This window comes from Streptomyces sp. CB02980 (assembly GCF_014451325.2).
In the GTDB taxonomy this organism is placed as follows: domain Bacteria; phylum Actinomycetota; class Actinomycetes; order Streptomycetales; family Streptomycetaceae; genus Streptomyces.
The window spans coordinates 280,186-298,361 of record NZ_JACSCH020000009.1 but is presented as its reverse complement, the minus strand read 5'-3'; the positions used below and the strand labels follow the sequence as shown (position 1 = coordinate 298,361).

General features: G+C 72.9%; 21 protein-coding genes. 11 read left to right on the top strand and 10 right to left on the bottom strand.

Annotated features, from left to right (window positions below):
* Positions 1-72 precede the first annotated feature (72 nt).
* The 6 genes from E0F75_RS21110 to E0F75_RS21085 all read left to right on the top strand — a co-directional run bounded on the left by E0F75_RS21110 (position 73) and on the right by E0F75_RS21085 (position 5,548).
* Positions 73-741, top strand: a complete 669-nt coding sequence (locus tag E0F75_RS21110) for a TetR/AcrR family transcriptional regulator (RefSeq protein ID WP_187624145.1) — start codon at positions 73-75, stop codon at positions 739-741.
* Positions 738-1,727 (top strand): DEDDh family exonuclease, encoded by a 990-nt coding sequence (locus E0F75_RS21105; RefSeq protein WP_187624089.1) that lies wholly within the window; start codon positions 738-740, stop codon positions 1,725-1,727. Before E0F75_RS21110 ends, E0F75_RS21105 begins: the two co-directional genes overlap by 4 nt.
* Positions 1,728-1,790: 63 nt before the next feature.
* Positions 1,791-2,024, top strand: coding sequence for a hypothetical protein (locus tag E0F75_RS21100; RefSeq protein ID WP_015032679.1), 234 nt, complete (start codon positions 1,791-1,793; stop codon positions 2,022-2,024).
* A 108-nt stretch (positions 2,025-2,132) separates the two neighbouring features.
* Entirely contained in the window at positions 2,133-2,963 is an 831-nt protein-coding gene (locus E0F75_RS21095; protein ID WP_187624088.1) for an SURF1 family protein, read from the top strand.
* 34 nt (positions 2,964-2,997) lie between these two features.
* Positions 2,998-4,788, top strand: coding sequence for a glycoside hydrolase family 15 protein (locus E0F75_RS21090; RefSeq protein WP_187624087.1), 1,791 nt, complete (start codon positions 2,998-3,000; stop codon positions 4,786-4,788).
* Between the two features lie 4 nt (positions 4,789-4,792).
* Positions 4,793-5,548: an SDR family oxidoreductase gene (locus E0F75_RS21085; RefSeq protein ID WP_187624086.1), complete on the top strand. Its 756-nt coding sequence runs from the start codon at positions 4,793-4,795 to the stop codon at positions 5,546-5,548.
* A 3-nt stretch (positions 5,549-5,551) separates the two neighbouring features.
* Here E0F75_RS21085 and amaP read toward each other — a convergent pair whose 3' ends face one another.
* The 5 genes from amaP to E0F75_RS21060 are packed head-to-tail and all read right to left on the bottom strand — an operon-like array spanning position 5,552 to position 7,989.
* On the bottom strand, positions 5,552-6,139 hold the full coding sequence (gene amaP / locus E0F75_RS21080; protein ID WP_187624085.1) for an alkaline shock response membrane anchor protein AmaP: 588 nt from the start codon (positions 6,137-6,139) through the stop codon (positions 5,552-5,554).
* A 26-nt stretch (positions 6,140-6,165) separates the two neighbouring features.
* Positions 6,166-6,897, bottom strand: a complete 732-nt coding sequence (locus E0F75_RS21075) for a DUF6286 domain-containing protein (RefSeq protein WP_229312758.1) — start codon at positions 6,895-6,897, stop codon at positions 6,166-6,168.
* Positions 6,894-7,253 (bottom strand): Asp23/Gls24 family envelope stress response protein, encoded by a 360-nt coding sequence (locus E0F75_RS21070; RefSeq protein ID WP_229312757.1) that lies wholly within the window; start codon positions 7,251-7,253, stop codon positions 6,894-6,896. The genes E0F75_RS21075 and E0F75_RS21070 overlap by 4 nt, the downstream gene beginning before the upstream one ends.
* Positions 7,254-7,259: 6 nt before the next feature.
* On the bottom strand, positions 7,260-7,451 hold the full coding sequence (locus E0F75_RS21065) for a hypothetical protein (RefSeq protein WP_055602871.1): 192 nt from the start codon (positions 7,449-7,451) through the stop codon (positions 7,260-7,262).
* 52 nt (positions 7,452-7,503) lie between these two features.
* Complete coding sequence (locus tag E0F75_RS21060; protein ID WP_187624084.1) at positions 7,504-7,989, bottom strand: Asp23/Gls24 family envelope stress response protein; 486 nt, start codon at positions 7,987-7,989, stop codon at positions 7,504-7,506.
* 93 nt (positions 7,990-8,082) lie between these two features.
* Here E0F75_RS21060 and E0F75_RS21055 point away from each other — a divergent pair, with 93 nt between their 5' ends.
* Positions 8,083-8,730: a hypothetical protein gene (locus tag E0F75_RS21055; RefSeq protein ID WP_187624083.1), complete on the top strand. Its 648-nt coding sequence runs from the start codon at positions 8,083-8,085 to the stop codon at positions 8,728-8,730.
* Positions 8,731-8,819: 89 nt separating this feature from the next.
* Here E0F75_RS21055 and E0F75_RS21050 read toward each other — a convergent pair whose 3' ends face one another.
* From E0F75_RS21050 to E0F75_RS21040, 3 genes are all read right to left on the bottom strand, one after another.
* The gene (locus tag E0F75_RS21050; protein WP_030322673.1) at positions 8,820-9,620 is read right to left on the bottom strand and encodes an enoyl-CoA hydratase/isomerase family protein; all 801 of its coding nucleotides are present in this window, start codon (positions 9,618-9,620) and stop codon (positions 8,820-8,822) included.
* A gap of 132 nt (positions 9,621-9,752) precedes the next feature.
* Positions 9,753-9,974 carry a helix-turn-helix domain-containing protein gene (locus E0F75_RS21045; protein WP_006123601.1) on the bottom strand — a complete coding sequence of 74 codons (222 nt, stop codon included), beginning with the start codon at positions 9,972-9,974 and terminating at the stop codon, positions 9,753-9,755.
* Between the two features lie 342 nt (positions 9,975-10,316).
* The gene (locus E0F75_RS21040; protein ID WP_187624082.1) at positions 10,317-11,915 is read right to left on the bottom strand and encodes an ABC-F family ATP-binding cassette domain-containing protein; all 1,599 of its coding nucleotides are present in this window, start codon (positions 11,913-11,915) and stop codon (positions 10,317-10,319) included.
* A 267-nt stretch (positions 11,916-12,182) separates the two neighbouring features.
* Between E0F75_RS21040 and E0F75_RS21035 the strand changes: the two genes are divergently transcribed.
* Both E0F75_RS21035 and E0F75_RS21030 read left to right on the top strand, forming a co-directional pair.
* Complete coding sequence (locus E0F75_RS21035; protein ID WP_187624081.1) at positions 12,183-13,073, top strand: neutral zinc metallopeptidase; 891 nt, start codon at positions 12,183-12,185, stop codon at positions 13,071-13,073.
* A gap of 67 nt (positions 13,074-13,140) precedes the next feature.
* The gene (locus tag E0F75_RS21030; RefSeq protein ID WP_187624080.1) at positions 13,141-13,542 is read left to right on the top strand and encodes a VOC family protein; all 402 of its coding nucleotides are present in this window, start codon (positions 13,141-13,143) and stop codon (positions 13,540-13,542) included.
* Between the two features lie 49 nt (positions 13,543-13,591).
* Here E0F75_RS21030 and E0F75_RS21025 read toward each other — a convergent pair whose 3' ends face one another.
* Together E0F75_RS21025 and E0F75_RS21020 are read right to left on the bottom strand one after the other, a co-directional pair.
* Complete coding sequence (locus tag E0F75_RS21025; RefSeq protein ID WP_374115417.1) at positions 13,592-15,022, bottom strand: hypothetical protein; 1,431 nt, start codon at positions 15,020-15,022, stop codon at positions 13,592-13,594.
* 77 nt (positions 15,023-15,099) lie between these two features.
* Positions 15,100-16,227, bottom strand: a complete 1,128-nt coding sequence (locus E0F75_RS21020; RefSeq protein ID WP_187624079.1) for an alpha/beta hydrolase — start codon at positions 16,225-16,227, stop codon at positions 15,100-15,102.
* A 440-nt stretch (positions 16,228-16,667) separates the two neighbouring features.
* On the opposite strand from E0F75_RS21020, the gene E0F75_RS21015 reads away from it, so the two are divergent.
* Together E0F75_RS21015 and E0F75_RS21010 are read left to right on the top strand one after the other, a co-directional pair.
* Positions 16,668-17,936, top strand: a complete 1,269-nt coding sequence (locus E0F75_RS21015; protein ID WP_187624078.1) for an inorganic phosphate transporter — start codon at positions 16,668-16,670, stop codon at positions 17,934-17,936.
* A gap of 12 nt (positions 17,937-17,948) precedes the next feature.
* Positions 17,949-18,170, top strand: a complete 222-nt coding sequence (locus E0F75_RS21010; RefSeq protein WP_187624077.1) for a hypothetical protein — start codon at positions 17,949-17,951, stop codon at positions 18,168-18,170.
* Positions 18,171-18,176 lie beyond the last annotated feature (6 nt).

Genomic DNA, 18,176 nt, shown 5'->3' with positions numbered 1-18,176 from the left:
GGTCTGTAACAGAGTTACACCGGTGGCGATGAAGGGTAAAGACCCGTGCACGCGACAGAGTTGGGGGAACGGATGGCGCGCGCCGCACTCACCCGCGAGGAAGTCCTGGAGACCGCCGCCGCCCTGGTGCGACAGCACGGCCCGGACGCCCTGACCATGCGCAGGCTCGCGGCCGAGCTCGGCACCGCGGTCACCTCGATCTACTGGCACGTCGGCAACCGCGAGTCCCTGCTCGACGCGCTGGTCGAGCGGACGGTCGCCGATCTCGACACGATCCGCCCGCGCGGCGCGACCCCCGCCGAGCGCCTGGTCTCTGTCGCCCGCGCGCTGCGCCGCGCCCTGCGCGAGCGCCCCCACCTGGTCGCGATGGTCCACGAACGGGGCCTGACGGAACGCATGTTCCTGCCGGCCCAGCGCGCCCTGGTCCACGAGGCGCACGCCGCGGGGCTGCGCGGGGCGCACGCGGCGCGGGCCGTCCGCGCCGTGCAGTTCCAGGTCGTCGGCTATGTCCTGGTGGAGCGCAACCGGGAGCGCGCCCCGGCGCAGTCGCCCGCCGAGGAGGAGCTGTGGAGCGGCGAGGACGCCGAGTCCGACGACCCCCTCGCCCGCGCGCTCGCCGCGCCGGTCGACACCGAGCGCCTGTTCGTCGACTCGGTGCGGGCCCTGGTGGACGGGCTCCTCGCCGGGGCTCCCGGGGACACCGGGGACGGAGTCGTCGGCCGCGGGCCGTATTCTCAGTGACCGTGCTTGACGACCGTACGACAGCAGCGACGTGGCCGGCCGCCTACCCACAGGGGTACGCGGTCGTCGACGTGGAGACCACCGGACTCGCCCGCGACGACCGGATAGTGTCGGCTGCCGTCTACCGGCTGGACGCCCAGGGGAACGTCGAGGACCACTGGTACACGCTCGTCAACCCCGAGCGTGATCCGGGACCCGTCTGGATCCACGGGCTCACCACCGACGTCCTGGAGGGCGCTCCGCTCTTCCCGGAGATCGCGGCGGAGTTCGCGGCCCGGCTGGACGGGCGGGTGCTCGTCGCGCACAACGCGATGTTCGACTGGCAGATGATCGCCCGGGAGTACGCGCGCGCGGAGTCGGCCGCGCCGGTGCGGCAGCGGCTGTGCACGATCGCACTCGCCAAGGAGCTGTCGCTGCCGCTGCCGAACCACAAGCTGGAGTCGCTCGCCGCGCACTTCGGCGTGGTGCAGCAGCGCGCGCACAACGCGCTGGACGACGCGCGCGTGCTCGCCGAGGCGTTCCGGCCGAGCCTGCACGCGGCGGCCGAGCGCAACGTACGGCTGCCGCTGCTCGAGTGCCGGCCGCTGACCGAGTGGGCCGCGTCGCCCGCACAGCAGCCGCGGATCGGCCACCAGGCCGGGTACGCCTCCTCGTACCGGGCGGGCAGCTGGCGTCCCTCGCGGAAGCGGCCGCCGTGCCCGTACCCCAACCCGGGACGGTACGAGACGGACAAACCGCTCAAGCAGGGCATGCGCGTGGCGTTCTCCGGAGACACCTCCGTCGACCGCGAGCTCCTCGAGGACCGTACGGTCGAGGCCGGGCTCCATGTGGCGGGCAGCGTCTCCCGGCTCACCAGCCTCCTCGTCACCAACGACCCGGACTCCGCCACCTCCAAGACCGTCAAGGCCAAGTCCTTCGGCACGCCGATCGTCGACGAGGCGGCGTACACCCAGTTGCTGCGGGACGTGGCCCCGGCAGACGGGTGACACCCCCGGCCCTGCGGGCGTGCCGAGCTGCGCACGCCGGCCGGGAGCCTCACCCTGTGGCGCATGGCACGTTGTGAGGTCTGCGGAAACGATTACGGCATGTCCTTCGAGGTACATGCGCAAGGCGCGATCCATGTCTTCGACTGCTTCGCCTGCGCCATCCACCGTATGGCGCCCATCTGCGAGCACTGCCGGGTCCAGATCATCGGGCAGGGCGTCGAGGTCGACGGCAGCTGGTACTGCGGCGGCCACTGCGCCCGCGCGGAGGGAAAGGTGGGCATCGTCGACAGGGTGTGAGGCAGGCGGGGTCGAGAACGACAGGGTCTGCGGAAACGATCCTGGGCTCGTCTCCCGCGAGCCGCCCCCCGTGCGTACACCCCATGGACCGAGTTGTACGGTCATGGGGTGTACCGCTTCTTGTTGTCCCGGCAGTGGGTGATCCTCACCCTCATCGCCCTCGTCCTCGTCCCGACGATGATCGAGCTGGGCTTCTGGCAGTTCCACCGGCACGAGCGCCGGGTCGCCCAGAACGCCCTCATCGCGGACAGCATCGCGGCGAAGCCGGTCCCCGTCGAAGAGCTCACCTCCCCCGGCCACACGGTCCCGCGCTCCGACTACTGGCGGCCCGTCACCGCCACCGGCACCTTCGACACCGCCCACGAGGTGGTCGTCCGCCGCCGCACCTCCTCCGACGAGCGGGTCGGCGTGCACGTCCTGAGCCCGCTGGTCCTCCGGGACGGCCGGATCGTCCTGGTCAACCGCGGCTGGATCCCGGCCGCCGCCGACCAGCACTCCTACCCGCCGGTGCCGCCCGCCCCCAAGGGCGAGGTCACCATCAGCGGCCGGCTCAAGGCCGACGAGACGACCGGAGCCAGCGGCATCAAGGACCTGAAGGGTCTGCCGGACCGCCAGGTCATGCTCATCAACAGCGGGCAGCAGGCGGAGCTCATCGGCCGTGAGGTGCTCGGCGGCTACCTGGAGCAGACCGGGCCCGAGCCCGCCGGGGACACCCCCGAGCTGATCCCCGAGCCCGACCACACGTCGATCGGCGCCCACATGGCGTACGCCGTCCAGTGGTGGCTCTTCGCGGCCGGGGTGCCCGTCGGCTGGGTGATCCTGGTCCGCCGCGAGAAGCACGACCGGAGGACCGCCGCCGCCTCCGGCACCACGGGAAACGACACCCCGGGAGCCCCGGAACGGGACCCTGAGGCGATCCAGGCCACTCCGTCCCTCTGATTGACCGTCGCCGCTTCCGGGAACAGCCCAGAGCGTGACGCAACGTATCGACGACTACGCCCTCATCGGCGATCTCCAGACCGCCGCGCTCGTCGGCCGCGACGGGTCGGTCGACTGGCTGTGTCTGCCCCGCTTCGACTCGGCCGCCTGCTTCGCCGCGATCCTCGGCGACGAGGGCAACGGCCACTGGCGGATCGCGCCCAAGGGCGCCACGGCCTGCTCCACGCGCCGGTACGCCGAGGACTCCCTCGTCCTCGAGACCTACTGGGAGACCCGGACGGGCACCGTCAAGGTCGTCGACTTCATGCCGCAGCGGGACGAGGCCCCGGAACTGATGCGGATCGTGGAGGGCGTCAGCGGCACCGTCGAGATGAGCGGCGTCCTGCGGCTCCGCTTCGACTACGGCTCGATCGTGCCCTGGATGCGCCGCGCCGACGGCCACCGGGTCGCGATCGCCGGGCCGGACGCGGTCTGGCTGCGCAGCGAGCCGCCCGTGAAGACCTGGGGCCAGCAGTTCTCCACCTGCTCCTCCTTCACCGTCACCGCCGGCGAGAAGGTCGCGTTCGTGCTGACCTGGCACCCCTCGCACGAGCCGCGCCCCGATCTCGTCGACCCCCACGAGGCCCTGGAGCAGTCCCTCGCGGACTGGCGGGAGTGGTCGGACCGCTGCACCTACCGGGGTCCGTACCGGGAGGCGGTGCTGCGCTCCCTGATCACCCTCAAGGCCCTCACGTACGCCCCGACCGGCGGGATCATGGCCGCGCCCACCACCTCCCTGCCGGAGGAGGTCGGCGGCGTACGGAACTGGGACTACCGCGCCTGCTGGCTGCGCGACTCCTCCCTCACCCTCGGCGCGCTGCTCGCCGCCGGATACGTCGACGAGGCGTGCGCCTGGCGGGACTGGCTGCTCCGCTCGGTCGCCGGCGACCCGGCCGACCTGCAGATCATGTACGGGCCCGCCGGGGAGCGCCGGCTCCCCGAGACGACCCTGCCGTGGCTGCGCGGCTACGCCGACTCGGCGCCGGTACGGACCGGGAACGCGGCCGTGGACCAGTTCCAGCTCGATGTGTACGGCGAGGTCATGGACTCGCTCCACCGCGCGCGTGAGGCCGGGATTCCGGCGGAGCGGCACGCCTGGAACCTCCAGCTGAGCCTGCTCGGCTTCCTGGAGTCGACCTGGCGCGAGCCCGACGAGGGGCTGTGGGAGGTGCGCGGGCCGCGCCGGCACTTCACCCACTCGAAGGTGATGGCCTGGGTCGCCGCCGACCGGGCGGTGCGCACCCTGGAGGCCGACCCCTCGCTGCCGGGGGACGCGGCACGGTGGCGGACGATGCGGGACGAGATCCACGCCCAGGTGTGCGCCCGGTCCTACGACCCGGTCCGCAACACCTTCACCCAGTCGTACGGCTCGCGGGAGCTGGACGCCGCGACCCTGCTCATCCCGCAGGTCGGCTTCCTGCCGCCGGACGACCCCCGGGTGGTGGGCACGGTGGACGCGGTACGGGCGGAGCTGATGCACGGCGGCTATCTGCGCCGCTACAGCACCGGCTCGGGGACGGTGGACGGCCTCCCGGGGCAGGAGGGCACCTTCCTGGTCTGCTCCTTCTGGCTCGCGGACGCGCTCCGGCTGTGCGGCCGGCGCGAGGAGGCCCGCGAGCTCTTCGAACGTCTCGTGACCCTGTGCAACGACGTGGGCCTCCTGGCGGAGGAGTACGACCCGGTGACCAACCGCCAGCTGGGCAACTTCCCGCAGGCCTTCAGCCACATCGGCCTGGTGGGCACGGCGCTCGCACTGGCAGCCGAGGATCAGGACCCGGCAGGATAGGTCCATGGATCTTGGGATGAAGGACCGTGTGTACGTGGTGACCGGGGCGACGCGGGGGCTCGGGCGGGCCTCCGCCGAGGCGCTGCTCGCCGAGGGGGCCAAGGTGCTCGTCACCGGCCGCGAGGAGAAGACCGTCGCCGAGGCCGTGGCCGAGCTGGGGCCGGGCGCGGCGGGCATCGCCGCCGACAACACCGACCCGGAGACCCCGGCGCGGCTCATCGCCGAGGCGCGGGCGCGGTTCGGCGGCTTCGACGGCATCCTCATCAGCGTCGGCGGGCCGGCGCCCGGCTTCGCGGCCGACAACACCGACGAGGAGTGGGCCGCCGCCTTCGACACCGTCTTCCTCGGGGCCGTACGGCTGGCCCGCGCGGCCGCCGAGACGCTCGGCGAGGGCGGCGTCATCGGCTTCGTCCTGTCCGGCTCGGTCCACGAGCCGATCCCCGGCCTGACCATCTCGAACGGTCTGCGCCCGGGCCTCGCGGGCTTCGCGAAGTCCCTCGCCAACGACCTGGGTCCACGCGGGGTGCGCGTCATCGGGCTGCTGCCCAGCCGGATCGACACGGACAGGGTGCGGTTCCTGGACTCCCTCTCCGGCGACGCGGACGCGTCCCGCGCGGCCAACGAGGCCACCATCCCGCTGCGCCGCTACGGCACCCCGGAGGAGTTCGGGCGGACGGCGGCGTTCCTGCTCTCGCCGGCCGCCTCGTACCTCACGGGCCTGATGCTCCCGGTGGACGGCGGGGCGCGCGCCGAGTTCTGATCCTCAGGCGACCCTGCGGGCCCGGTGCTTCACGGCCCGCAGGCGCGCCTCGGTGGGCAGGGCGGGCAGGCCCGTGGACGTCCGCGCGTGGGCCAGGGCCTGGGTGCTGAGCGTGGTCAGGGCGGCCCCCGGGGAGGCGTACGGCTCCAGGAGGAGCGCGACGCGGGTACGGGGGGTGGCGCGGCGGCCCGTGAGGGAGACATGGGCCTTGGCCACGCCCTCCTGGGCCGTGGCGTCGGCCTCCAGGACGCTCTCCAGGGCCCGGCCGCGCAGTACGGCGACCTCGCCGTCGCCGCTGTCGACGACGACCTCGGCGAGCCGGGCCCGCCGGAACTGGACGAGCAGCCACCACAGGGCGAGCAGGACGACGAGCCCGAGGACCGCGATGACCACCGGCCACCACCAGCCCTCGTCGCGCCAGCGCTGCCGGTCGGCGGCGGACAGCAGCACGTCCGAGGGGCCCGACCAGGGCCACCAGTGCGGTACGGACAGATCGAGGGAGGCGGCGAGGACTCCCCCGCCGGCGAGGACGAGCAGCAGCCCGGCGAGGCCGAGCAGGACGCGGTTGACGCGCCGGAGGACGACCGTCACCGGAGCACCCCTTCGTGGCTCATGGCTCACGCCTTTCTGGGCGGCCGGGCCACCCGTACCGTCAGCGCGGGCGGGTGGGCGAGGGCCAGTTCGTCGACGCCGGCGGCGAGGACCGTCTCCACGTCGGCGCGGACCTCGTCGAGCGCCCGGAAGTGCGAGACGGCCTTGACCGCGACCTTGGCACGGCCCACCCGGACCCGGACGGACTGCACGCCGGAGACCTCCATGGCGCGGTCCCGCAGGGCCAGGGCCGCGGCCTCCCGGTCGAGTCCGGCCCGTACGTCGGCGTGTTCGCGGCGCATCGGGAGGACGGCGCGCAGACCGGGGGTCGCGGCGAGGATCAGGAGCCAGAGGCCGAGGGCGACCGCGACGGCCGCGCCGACGACGACCCAGGTGTCGTCGAGCGGCCGGGTCGCGAGGCCGTCGGCGAGCTCGCGCCGCCAGGCCATGGCGGTGCGGTCGGCCCTTACGGCCGCCACGTCGTAGAGCAGGAGCCCGGCCCCGCCGAGAACGAGCGCCGCGAGCACGGCGGCGGGGATGCGGCGGACCGCCCAGAAGCGGCGGACACGGGGCGCGGGGGCGGGGTCGGGGTCGGCACCGGGATCGGGATCGGGATCGGTGAGGACGGGGACGCCGGGGCCGCCGTCGGGGTGGGACCCGGGAGGCGCGTCGGGGTCGCCGCCGCGGGCCCTGGTCGGCTCGTCGCCGGGGGCCGGGGCGGGCTCATGGTCGGGAGGCGGTTCGGGGGGCGTCGTCATGACAGGCGGCCCCTCGGTCCGGCCTGGCGGGTGAGCGGCGAGTGGAGGCGTTCCACCTGGACGGTGACCTCGTGGACCTCCATGCCGACGAGCTCCTCCACGCGTGCGCGTACTCGTCCCCGGACGGCCCCGCACCGGGCCCCGATGTCGGTGGGGTAGCCGAGGTCGAGGCTCACCGAGACCCGGGCGACGTCCCGGTGGACGACGACCGAGGCGTGCGGTTTCGACCCGCCCTCCGGGACGGGGCCCGCGGCCTCCCTCGCCGCCTGGGCGGCGATCTTCGCGACGACCCGGTCGGCGATCGAGGTGGCGCCCCGGTCGCGCACCGGGTCGGGGGAGACCAGGTCGGTTGCCACCCCGGGTCACCGCCGCCGGTCGCCGCGGTCGCGGCCCCGGAACAGGTCGCCGGGTTCGAGGTCGCCGTCGAGGAAGCGGCCCGCCACGAAGCCGATCGCCCCCAAGGCCGCGACCAGTACAAACGCTCCGAAACCGCCGAAGTATCCGGCGAAGCCGAGAGCCATGCCGGCCACCAGGCCGACCACCGCCATGCTCATTCCTGACCCCTTTCCGAGTCCTCCTGAGCCCCCTGTGCGCCGCCGTCGGCGACTACTGGAGGCGTGACTCCGGCTCTTCGTCCTCTTCGTCCGGCAGTTTCACGTCGCTGACCGCGATGTTGACCTCGACGACCTCGAGTCCGGTCATCCGCTCCACGGCCGCGATGACGTTCTCCCGGACGTCGCCGGTGACGTCCGCGATGGAGACGCCGTAGTCGACGACGATCTCCAGGTCGAGCGCGGTCTGCACCTCGCCGACCTCGGCCTTCACCCCGCGCGTGGCGTTCGACCTGGCACCGCCCCCGCCGGGTACCCGGTCGCGTACGGCGCCGAAGGTGCGGGAGATGCCGCTGCCCATCGCGTGCACGCCCACGACGTCACGGGCGGCGAGACCGGCGATCTTCTCGACGACGCCGTCGGCGATCGTGGTCCGGCCCCGGGAGGCCGGATCTCCGCCGCCCCGCTTGGTGACCGAGGTGCGGCGCGGTTCGCGCGACCCGTCGGCCGCAGGGTCGCCGGAGTGAGTGGTGTCCGTCATCAGATTTCGCCCCTTCTGGGATATTTCGGGGTTCTTCGCCCACACTAAGGGCGGTTCCCCGGTCCCGCCCCGGGGATACGGCAGGCTGGGGCAATGACGACTGCTGAGGGCTGGACGGCGGCGGTGCGGGACCGCCTCTCACCGGGCAGGCTGCTGCCGCTCGGAACGACGGCGGAGGGGGCATGGATCACCGAGCGGGCGGTGCGCGAGGTGCTGGGCCGTACCGCCTCGGCGGTACGGGGTGTGGTGCCGGGCAAGCTGCGGATCGGCCCGGCGGAGGCACCCGAAGATCGGGAATCGGGCGCCCTGCTCGTCACGGCCGCGTTCGGCGCGATCGCCGGGCGCCCCCTGCCGGAGCTCGTCGAGGAGCTGCGGGCGGCGCTGCTCGGCGCGGCCGAGGGCGGGCTCGGTCTTGTGGTCGACGCGGTGGACCTGCGGGTGACGGAGCTGCTCGACACGGCGCCGGCCGAGCCGGACGCCGGTGCCGCTCCTCCGCCCGGGCCGACCTCGCCGGCGACGGACGACCCCGTGGCGCTCGCCGCGCTCGGGGTGGCGGGGGTCGCGGCGGTGACGGACACGCTGGGTCCGCCGGTGCGCCGGGGGCCCGACGGGGTGCGGGTGGAACTGGCCGTGACGGCCGGGGTCCGCCCGCTGGACGTGACCCGCGCCGTGCGCACGGCGGTGACCGCGGTCGCCCCGAAGGGCGCCGCGGTCACGGTCGTGGTGTCGGACCTGCGCTAGGGCCTGTCCGGCGGATCAGGGTCGGATACGCCGCGGCCCCGACCATGATCCGCCGGACAGGCCCCAGGACAGGCGCGTGCGGGCAGGCGTCAGTCGCCGAGGCCCGCGAGGTCGCGGAGGCGGCGGGCCTGGGCGGCGCGCTCGGCGACGCGCTGCTCCTCGTACGAGCGGCCGGAGACGCCCTGGAGGAGCGCCTTGGTCTCGGTGACCGCGTCGCGCGGCGCCGCGAGCAGGGCGGCGCCGAGGTCCCGTACCGCCGCGTCGAGTTCGTCGGCGGGCACGGACAGATTGGCGAGACCGATGCGCTCGGCCTCCTCCGCGTGGACGAAGCGGCCGGTGGCGCAGATCTCCAGCGCGCGGGCGTAGCCCACGAGCGAGACGAGCGGATGCGTCCCGGTCAGGTCCGGGACGAGACCCAGGCTGGTCTCGCGCATGGCGAACTGCACGTCCTCGGCGACGACCCGCAGGTCGCAGGCGAGGGCGAGCTGGAAGCCCGCGCCGATGGCGTGTCCCTGGACGGCCGCGATCGACACGAGGTCGCTGCGGCGCCACCAGGTGAACGCCTCCTGGTACTCGGCGATGACCGCGTCGAGGTCCGCGTCGGAACCGCGCGCGAGATCGAGGAAGGACGGCTCTCCGTCGAAGCCCTCGGGCGTGAACGCCTGCCGGTCGAGTCCGGCGGAGAAGGACTGTCCCTCACCGCGCAGAACGACGACCCGCACGCTGCCGGGCAACGACCGGCCGGCTTCTGTCAACGCCCGCCACAGAGCGGGAGACTGAGCGTTGCGCTTCGCCGGATTGGTCAGGGTCACCGTGGCAACGGCGTCCTCGACGGTGAGCCGTACACCGTCCTTGTCGAATACGAGCTCAGAGTCGTCGAGCGTAGTCATGGGGCGCCTCCGGTTACGGTGCAGCACACTGCATGCGAAATGCTAAGTGACTGCACAGTAACCACCGGGCCGGCGCGATGACCGACCGGGTGGCCACCGGAAGTTCCGGTGGCCCGGTCGAGGCGTCCTATGTCAGGCCGAGGCGGCTTTCTTGCCCCGGGTCGCTCCGCCGCGTCCACGCAGCGTGACTCCGGACTCACTGAGCATCCGGTGGACGAATCCGTAGGAGCGGCCCGTTTCCTCGGCCAGCGCCCGGATACTCGCACCGGAGTCGTACTTCTTCTTCAGGTCTGCCGCGAGCTTGTCGCGCGCGGCGCCGGTCACCCGGCTGCCCTTCTTCAGAGTCTCGGCCACCCGTGCCTCCTCATGGGAAGTGCGCTCTGGACTTCTCATGATCACCCCTCCCGTCCGTCCTGGCCACCCATTCGACAAGGTCCATGCCGCCGGGTTTGTGGACGAGCGCGCGTTCGTCACGACCGGAAGCCCAGATTCCGCTGGGCCTGAAACGGGGCTCCACGGCACCCGGCACGGGAATCAGCAGGTCAGCGATACAGGGGGAACACACGTACGGCGCGGGTCTGCCGGAAGGATTCGGCAGAGCACCGCGCCGGGGTGTACGAGACGCCCTCACTCAGATGAAGGATCACCCGTGGGCCGAATGATCCAGCCGGGCATGATCACCCGGTCCTCTCCGGGTCAGGCGAGCGCGACCAGGTCCGCGTAGTCCGGGCCCCACAGGTCCTCGACGCCGTCCGGGAGCAGGATGATCCGCTCCGGCTCCAGCGCGTCGACCGCGCCCTCGTCGTGGGTGACGAGGACGACGGCACCCTTGTAGGTCCGCAGGGCCCCGAGGATCTCCTCGCGGCTGGCCGGGTCCAGGTTGTTGGTGGGCTCGTCGAGAAGCAGCACGTTCGCCGAGGAGACGACCAGGGTGGCCAGGGCCAGTCGGGTCTTCTCGCCGCCGGAGAGCACCCCGGCCGGCTTGTCGACGTCGTCGCCGGAGAAGAGGAAGGAGCCGAGCGTCTTGCGGACCTGGACGAGGTCGAGGTCGGGCGCGGCCGAGCGCATGTTCTCCAGGACGCTGCGCTCGGGGTCGAGCGTCTCGTGCTCCTGGGCGTAGTAGCCGAGCTTGAGACCGTGGCCCGGGGTCACCTCGCCGGTGTCGGCCTTCTCGGCGCCGGCGAGCAGCCGGAGCAGCGTGGTCTTGCCCGCTCCGTTGAGGCCGAGGATGACGACGCGCGAGCCCTTGTCGATCGCGAGGTCCACATCGGTGAAGATTTCGAGCGAGCCGTAGGACTTGGAGAGTCCCTCGGCCGTCAGCGGGGTCTTGCCGCAGGGCGCGGGGTCGGGGAAGCGGAGCTTGGCGACCTTGTCGGAGGCGCGCACCGCCTCCAGGCCGGAGAGCAGTCGCTCGGCGCGCTTGGCCATGTTCTGCGCGGCCACGGTCTTGGTGGCCTTGGCGCGCATCTTGTCGGCCTGCGAGTTGAGGGCGGCGGCCTTCTTCTCGGCGTTCTGGCGCTCGCGCTTGCGGCGCTTCTCGTCGGCCTCGCGCTGCTGCTGGTAGAGCTTCCAGCCCATGTTGTAGACGTCGATCGTGGAGCGGTTGGCGTCCAGGTAGAAGACCTTGTTGACCACGGTCTCGACGAGGTCGACGTCGTGGGAGATCACGATGAAGCCGCCGCGGTAGCTCTTCAGGTAGTCCCGGAGCCAGACGATGGAGTCGGCGTCGAGGTGGTTGGTCGGCTCGTCGAGGAGGAGGGTGTCGGCGTCCGAGAAGAGGATCCGGGCGAGCTCGACACGGCGGCGCTGACCACCGGAGAGGGTGTGCAGCGGCTGGCCGAGGACCCGGTCGGGCAGACCCAGGGCGGCGGCGATGGTGGAGGCCTCGGCCTCGGCCGCGTAGCCGCCCTTGGTCAGGAACTCGGTCTCCTGGCGCTCGTACTGCCGCATCGCCTTGTCGCGGGTGCCGCCGGAGCCGGTGGCGATGCGCTCCTCGTTCATCCGCATCTTCTTGAGGAGGGCGTCGAGGCCACGCGCGGAGAGGATGCGGTCGCGGGCCAGGACGTCGAGGTCGCCGGTGCGCGGGTCCTGCGGGAGGTAGCCGACCTCGCCGGAGCGGGCGATCTGGCCGGCGGCGGGGACGCCCTCGCCCGCGAGGCACTTGGTGAGGGTGGTCTTGCCCGCTCCGTTGCGACCGACGAGGCCGATGCGGTCGCCCTTGGCGACACGGAAGGAAGCGGACTCGATGAGGACTCGGGCGCCGGCGCGCAGCTCGATGCCGGAAGCGGTGATCACGGACAGACTCCAGGGCGGTGGGAAACGGCGGAAGGACGGCTGGTGAAGGGCTTCGACGCCGCTAATGCACGGGGAGAATGGCCATACGGCCAGTCTAACGGGCCCCTGCAACTGCTTTTCGGCCGCGAGGGGGCTTCGGGGCGCGATCGGAGTTTTCTCACATAACCGCCGTCGCTGGAACAAAAGGGGCGAGTGACTGGAGATCGGCCGATACTCGGCGCAGGGCGGCGGCCTCTGCCGCGGCAGTGACGCGGAGGGTGGTGGGCCGTGCAGTTCGACGACGACGCCGATCTGGACACCTCGGAGGTCAAGGACGTCCGGAGCAGTCGCATCCCGGGCGGGAAGGCGACCGTCGGCGGCGGCATCATCGGCTTCATCGCCCTGATCCTGGGACTGTTCCTCGGGGTGGGGCCGGACCAGCTCGGACTCTCCTCGGGCGGCGACGAACCGGTGGCCAGCTCCTCGGGAGCCGCGCAGGTGGCACAGACCTGCAAGAAGGGTTCGGACGCCAACACCCGCGAGGACTGCCGGATCGTCGCCGTGGTCAACAGCGTCCAGGACTTCTGGCGGAGCGAGTACGCGCGCCGCGGCGGCACGTACGGGAGCGCCGCCACCGTGATGTTCAGCCAGCGGGTCCCGACCGCCTGCGGTTCCGCGACCTCGGCGGTGGGGCCCTTCTACTGCCCCGGCGACCGGCAGGTCTATCTGGATCTGGGCTTCTTCGACGAGCTGCGCACCAAGTTCGGGTCGAACGGCGGACCCTTCGCCCAGGCGTACGTGGTGGCGCACGAGTACGGCCACCACATCCAGAACCTGATGGGGACCCTGAGCCGGGCCCAGGACGGGCGGACCGGCGCGAACTCCAACGCCGTGCGGGTCGAGCTCCAGGCCGACTGCTACGCGGGCGTGTGGGCCCGGCACGCCACGACCACGCCCGACAACCGCACGGGCCGGCCGCTGCTCACGCAGCTGACGGACGCGGACATCCGGGACGGTCTGGACGCCGCGGCCGCGGTGGGCGACGACCGGATCCAGGAGAGGTTCCAGGGCCGGGTGACCCCGGAGAACTGGACCCACGGCTCCGCGGCCCAGCGCCAGCAGTGGTTCTACGAGGGCTACCGGACGGGCGACATGGCCCGATGCAACACCTTCCGCTGATTGCCGGTGGGGACTGCCAGACTGAGACCTGTGTCACATTCGACTGAATCGAGAGGAAGTGATCGGGATGGCTGAGGCTCCCCACATCTGTCCGACGCTGACGTACGAGGACGCGAAGGCGGCGATCAGCCTGCTCACGGAGGGCTTCGGCTTCCGTGCGAACGCCGTGTACGAGGCCGAGGACGGGCGCGTGGCGCACGCCGAGCTGTCGTACGGGAACGGCATGGTGATGCTGGGCAGCAAGGGCACCGGCAGCGAGTTCGACAAGCTGATGGCCGACGCCGGTCCGGTCGGTGTGTTCGTGCACGTGGACGACGTCGACGAGCACCACGCGCGGGCGGTGGCCCACGGCGTCGAGATCGTGATGCCGCCCAAGGACCAGGAGTACGGCTCGCGGGACTACATGGCGCGGGACGCCGAGGGCAACATCTGGAGCTTCGGGACGTACACCCCCGGCGCCGCGGAGTAGCCGGGCGCCGGGGAGGTTCCCCCTTCGGGATCCCCGGGCGGGGATCCCGTCACGCTCCCCCGGTGTGGACCTGGAAGGCGGCCCGGCGGACGGCCTTGGCCAGCGCCGGGTCCGGGTGGGCGGCGGCGAGGGCGACCAGGACCTGGACGGTACGGGGGTGGCCGACGGCCCTGATCTCGTCGAGGAGCGCCGGGACGGTGCCCTGCACGGCGGAGTCGAGGTGCCGGACGAGCAGCTCGCTCTCCCCGTGGTCGGCGACGGCGGCGGCCGTGTCCACCCAGAGCCAGGTGGACTCCTCGCGGGTGAGGACCTCCTGGGCGTCGTCGGGGTCGGCACCCTCGTACTCGGCGAGCCAGAGCAGTGCGTACGGCCGCAGGGAGGGTTCGGCGACGGTGGCCCGCACCTCGGCCTCGGCGGGGGCGCCGACCACCCGGAGCGCTTCGAAGGCGAGCCCGCGCAGCAGCGCGTCCTCGCCGCGGGCGACGGTGAGGAGTTCGGTCACCGCGCTGGAGAGGGTGCGGGCCGCCAGCCAGGCGCGGTACTCGGCGCGGGCGGGGCCGGGGGTGAGCCGGGCGCAGCCGCGGAGCATGTCCTCGGCGGACTGCTCGATGTTCCCGGCGGGGCTCTGCGCGGCGACGCAGATCTGCTCCAGCTTGACCCAGACCGCCCAGTTGCCGAGCGGGGTCAGGGTGGCGTGCCGCCCCTCCGCCCCGGGGTCCAGGGTGAGCGCGCCGACGGCCGCCAGACCTTCGAGCGCCCAGTCGAGCAGCGCCGGGAGCCCGTCGGTGCCGTTCACGGCGGCGGGTGCGTCGGTGGTCTCGGCGGCCTCGGGGGTCTGCTCGGCCCCCGGGACCTCGCAGCGCTCCTCGCGCAGCTCCTCGACGCGCTGGCCGAGCAGATCGAGCAGGGCGGGGACGAGGACCGGGCCCTGGGAGAGCTGAAGCAGCGACAGGACCTGCGGGAGGGCCTCGACGACCTCGGCGACGGCGCTGGGCTCGACCCCCTCGGGGGCCGGGTGCACCAGGGACCAGGCGTCGAAGAGGGCGACCCAGCCGCGCAGGACGGCGGAGTCGTCACGGTCCCAGGCGTGCAGCCGCCAGCCGGGGCGGGCGGTGTCGCCGTGGAGCTCGACGAGGCCGGCGAGCCGTGCGCGGTCCCAGCCGGCCCTGATCTGGCCGGGCGTCAGGTCCAGTGCGGCGGCGGCCCGTTCCTGGGCGGGGACGGCTCCGGGGCCGCTGCCCGGCGCCACTGTGGCGCCGCGCTCGACGGCCGCCCAGCGGGCGATGCGTACGGCGTCGGCGAGGACGTGCCGGGCCTGGCGGGCCAGCTCCGCACGGGGCGGAGTGCCCTCGGGCGGCCGCGGCGCCGGCCGGGTGCGCCGGGTCGTCACGGCCCGTCGGGCGGTGGCCAGCGCCCGCGGGCGGACGAGTCGGAGTCTGGAGTTGCGCGCCAATGGTTCATCGGGCTTTCGAGACGTCACGGGGGCAGTCTTCCCGCTGACGGCCCGAAAGCCCAATCGGAATCGGCCGCGCCGTCCCCGACGTCCTCCGCCGGGCCCTAGAGGAGCGGGGTGAGGAAGCGGCGCAGGGCCTCCTCGTAGCGGACCGGGTCGGCGTTCCACATCGCCGCGTGCGGGGCGTGCCGGACGGCCTGGAGGGTGACCAGATCGGGGCGGCGGGCGGCGAGTTCGACGGACGGTCTCCAGGGGGCGATGGTGTCGTCGGGGCCGTGGAAGAGGAGCACGGGGACGCGCAGCGCGCCCGGCGCGGAGGCCTCCTCAAGGAGGTCGCCGTGCTGTCCGGTCCTGCCCTGCGCGGCGCGGACGGCGAGCGGGAGCAGGGGGGCGGGGACGTGATGGGCCGCCGCGAGGTTGCGGAGGGTGGCCTCCCAGTCCAGGACGGGCGAGTCGAGGACGAGGCCGCTGATCCGGTCGCGCACCCCCGACTCGGCCGCGGCGCGCAGGGCCATCGAGGCCCCGGTCCCCCAGCCGTGCAGCACGACCTTCGACGCGCCCCGGTGGACGGCGTAGCGGATGGCGGCGTCGACGTCGCGCCACTCGGAGTCGCCGAGGTGGGCGAGGCCGTCCGGGGAGGCGGGTGCTCCCTCGTCGCCGCGGTAGGCGGGGACGAGGACGGGGATCTTGCGGCGGTTGAAGAAGGGGACGACGTTCAGCGGGTGCTCGCGGGTGGTGCCGAGGCCGTGCAGGGCGATCACCCAGGTGGTGCGGGGCGCGGCCACCAGCCAGGCCGGCAGGGGGCCGAGCTCGCCGGGGATCTCGACGTCCTCGTGGGCGAGCCCGAGGGCGCTGATCGGCGTGCCGATGTGCAGCTGGGGGGTGAGGCGGACGCGGGAGCCGGGGCCGAGCACCCCGCGCTCGACGCGTTCGAGGCGCCGGACGACGGTGTCCGCGGTGTGCGGGACCCGGTCGAGGACCGGGCCGACGACGGCGTGCTGGCCGTGCCCCTCCATGCCGTACGTACCGGGGCGCAGTGAGGCGAGGCTGCGGGTGAGGGTGATCCGTTCGGGACCCGTGGCATGCACGGTGAGTTTGGGATCCCCGGGCAGGGGACGTCCGGACGGCGCCCTGAGGGCGACGTCGCTGGCGTACCGGCCGGCCGCGAACGCGGCCGCGCCGACACCGAGCAGGGTGGTGACGGCCGCTGCCGTCGCTGTAGCCGGGCGCACGCTCCCAGTCTCGGCAGGGTGCGGGCGGACTGCCACCGGTGGGACCCGTACGGCCCCGGACGGGGCCGGAGGAGAGGCGCGGACGGGGCCGGAGGAGAGGCGCGGGCGGGGCTCGGCGCGCGGGGCCCGCCGGGGCCTCCGCGGCCCTCCGGGGAGTGACATGGGTCTCGTCCGCGGGGTCCCCCGGTCGGATGGTTCCGTCCAGGGATCGGAACCGGGTGACGGAGGAGGAACCGGGGCAGGTCGTATGTGCCCCGTGATGGCCCGGATTACCCGGGGTTGCGGGGTGACCGCATCGTGGACAGCTCGCGGGCCGGAGCCGTAACCGGAATCTCTTGACACCGATTTGAGACACCACAGCGCCCTACCTAGTTCACCTTCCGTTCACTCAGGTTGCTTACGTTCGTCCAGCCACTGACGTCAAACGATTGCCTGGGTAAATGGAACACATCACGCTGCTGCTCGCCATTGTGGTCGTGACAGCTCTCGTGTTCGATTTCACGAACGGTTTCCACGACACCGCGAACGCGATGGCGACGACCATCTCGACCGGTGCTCTCAAGCCGAAGACGGCGGTGGCCATGTCCGCCGTGCTGAACCTCGTCGGCGCGTTCCTGTCCGTGGAGGTCGCCAAGACGATCTCCGGCGGGATCATCAACGAAGAGGGCATTCGTACAGAGGTGATCTTCGCCGCGCTGGTCGGCGCGATCCTCTGGAATCTCCTGACCTGGCTGCTCGGGCTTCCGTCCAGCTCCTCCCACGCTCTCTTCGGCGGCCTCATCGGCGCCGCGGTCATGTCGGCCGGCTGGTCGGCCGTGAACGGCCCGACCATCGTCACCAAGGTCCTCATCCCGGCCGTCGCCGCGCCGCTCGTCGCCGGCCTCGCCGCGATGGCCGCCACCAAGCTGACGTACAAGATCAAGGCCAACCCGGAGGCGAAGGCCACGGCCAAGGGCTACCGGGCCGGCCAGATCGCCTCCGCCGGTCTCGTCTCCCTCGCCCACGGCACCAACGACGCCCAGAAGACGATGGGCATCATCACCCTCGCCCTGGTCACCCAGGGTGTCGTCGCCCCCGGCTCGAACCCTCCGCTGTGGGTCATCGTCTGCGCCGGTGTCGCCATCGCCCTCGGCACCTACCTCGGTGGCTGGCGCATCATCCGCACCATGGGCAAGGGCCTCACCGACCTCCAGCCGCAGCAGGGCTTCGCCGCCCAGACCAGCGCCGCGACGGTCATCCTCGCCTCCTCGCACCTGGGCTTCTCGCTCTCCACCACCCAGTCCTGCTCGGGTGCCGTGATGGGCGCCGGTCTCGGCCGCAAGGGCGGTGTCGTCCGCTGGTCGACCGCGACCCGGATGTTCGTCGCCTGGGGTCTGACCCTGCCCGCCGCGGCCGTGGTCGGCGCCGGTGCCGAGTTCCTCACCAAGCAGGGCCCCTGGGGCATCGCCGCCGTCGCGGTCCTGCTGATCGCCGGCTCGGGCGTCATCTGGTCGCTCTCCCGCCGCAAGCCGGTCGACCACAACAACGTCACCGCCGACGACCTCGACACCGAGCCCGCGGGCGTCGTGACCACCGCCATGGCGGCCGTCACCCCGCCGCCGCCCGCCGGTTCCGTCGCCGCCGTCGCGGACGAGGACCTCAAGGCGACCATCCCCGCGCCGGCCCCCACCGACCCGACCGCTCCCCCGGCCCCCGCCGCCGCGGTCTAAGGAACGAACGACATGAAGATCGACTGGGCAGCTCTCGGCTCCGTCTTCGGAGTCAGCCTCGTGGCGACCGTCGCCCTCGTGGGCCTCTTCTCCCTCGGCATCGTCGGCCTCACCAAGCAGGAGGAGGCCGCCGCCCGCGGAGGTTCCGCGGCCCTGGCCCGCACCGCCGCGTACGCCTGCTTCGCCCTGTGCGCGGCGGCCGTCGCGTACGGCATCTACCTGATCGTCGCCTGACGGTCC

Coding starts and splice junctions, on each gene's coding strand:
- E0F75_RS21050 (WP_030322673.1), bottom strand. CDS start 9,620: ATGACTACGCTCGACGACTCTGAGCTCGTATTCGACAAGGACGGTGTA.
- E0F75_RS21010 (WP_187624077.1), top strand. CDS start 17,949: ATGAAGATCGACTGGGCAGCTCTCGGCTCCGTCTTCGGAGTCAGCCTC.
- E0F75_RS21085 (WP_187624086.1), top strand. CDS start 4,793: ATGGATCTTGGGATGAAGGACCGTGTGTACGTGGTGACCGGGGCGACG.
- E0F75_RS21110 (WP_187624145.1), top strand. CDS start 73: ATGGCGCGCGCCGCACTCACCCGCGAGGAAGTCCTGGAGACCGCCGCC.
- E0F75_RS21030 (WP_187624080.1), top strand. CDS start 13,141: ATGGCTGAGGCTCCCCACATCTGTCCGACGCTGACGTACGAGGACGCG.
- E0F75_RS21065 (WP_055602871.1), bottom strand. CDS start 7,451: ATGAGCATGGCGGTGGTCGGCCTGGTGGCCGGCATGGCTCTCGGCTTC.
- E0F75_RS21055 (WP_187624083.1), top strand. CDS start 8,083: ATGACGACTGCTGAGGGCTGGACGGCGGCGGTGCGGGACCGCCTCTCA.
- E0F75_RS21015 (WP_187624078.1), top strand. CDS start 16,668: ATGGAACACATCACGCTGCTGCTCGCCATTGTGGTCGTGACAGCTCTC.
- E0F75_RS21100 (WP_015032679.1), top strand. CDS start 1,791: ATGGCACGTTGTGAGGTCTGCGGAAACGATTACGGCATGTCCTTCGAG.
- E0F75_RS21075 (WP_229312758.1), bottom strand. CDS start 6,897: ATGACGACGCCCCCCGAACCGCCTCCCGACCATGAGCCCGCCCCGGCC.
- E0F75_RS21060 (WP_187624084.1), bottom strand. CDS start 7,989: ATGACGGACACCACTCACTCCGGCGACCCTGCGGCCGACGGGTCGCGC.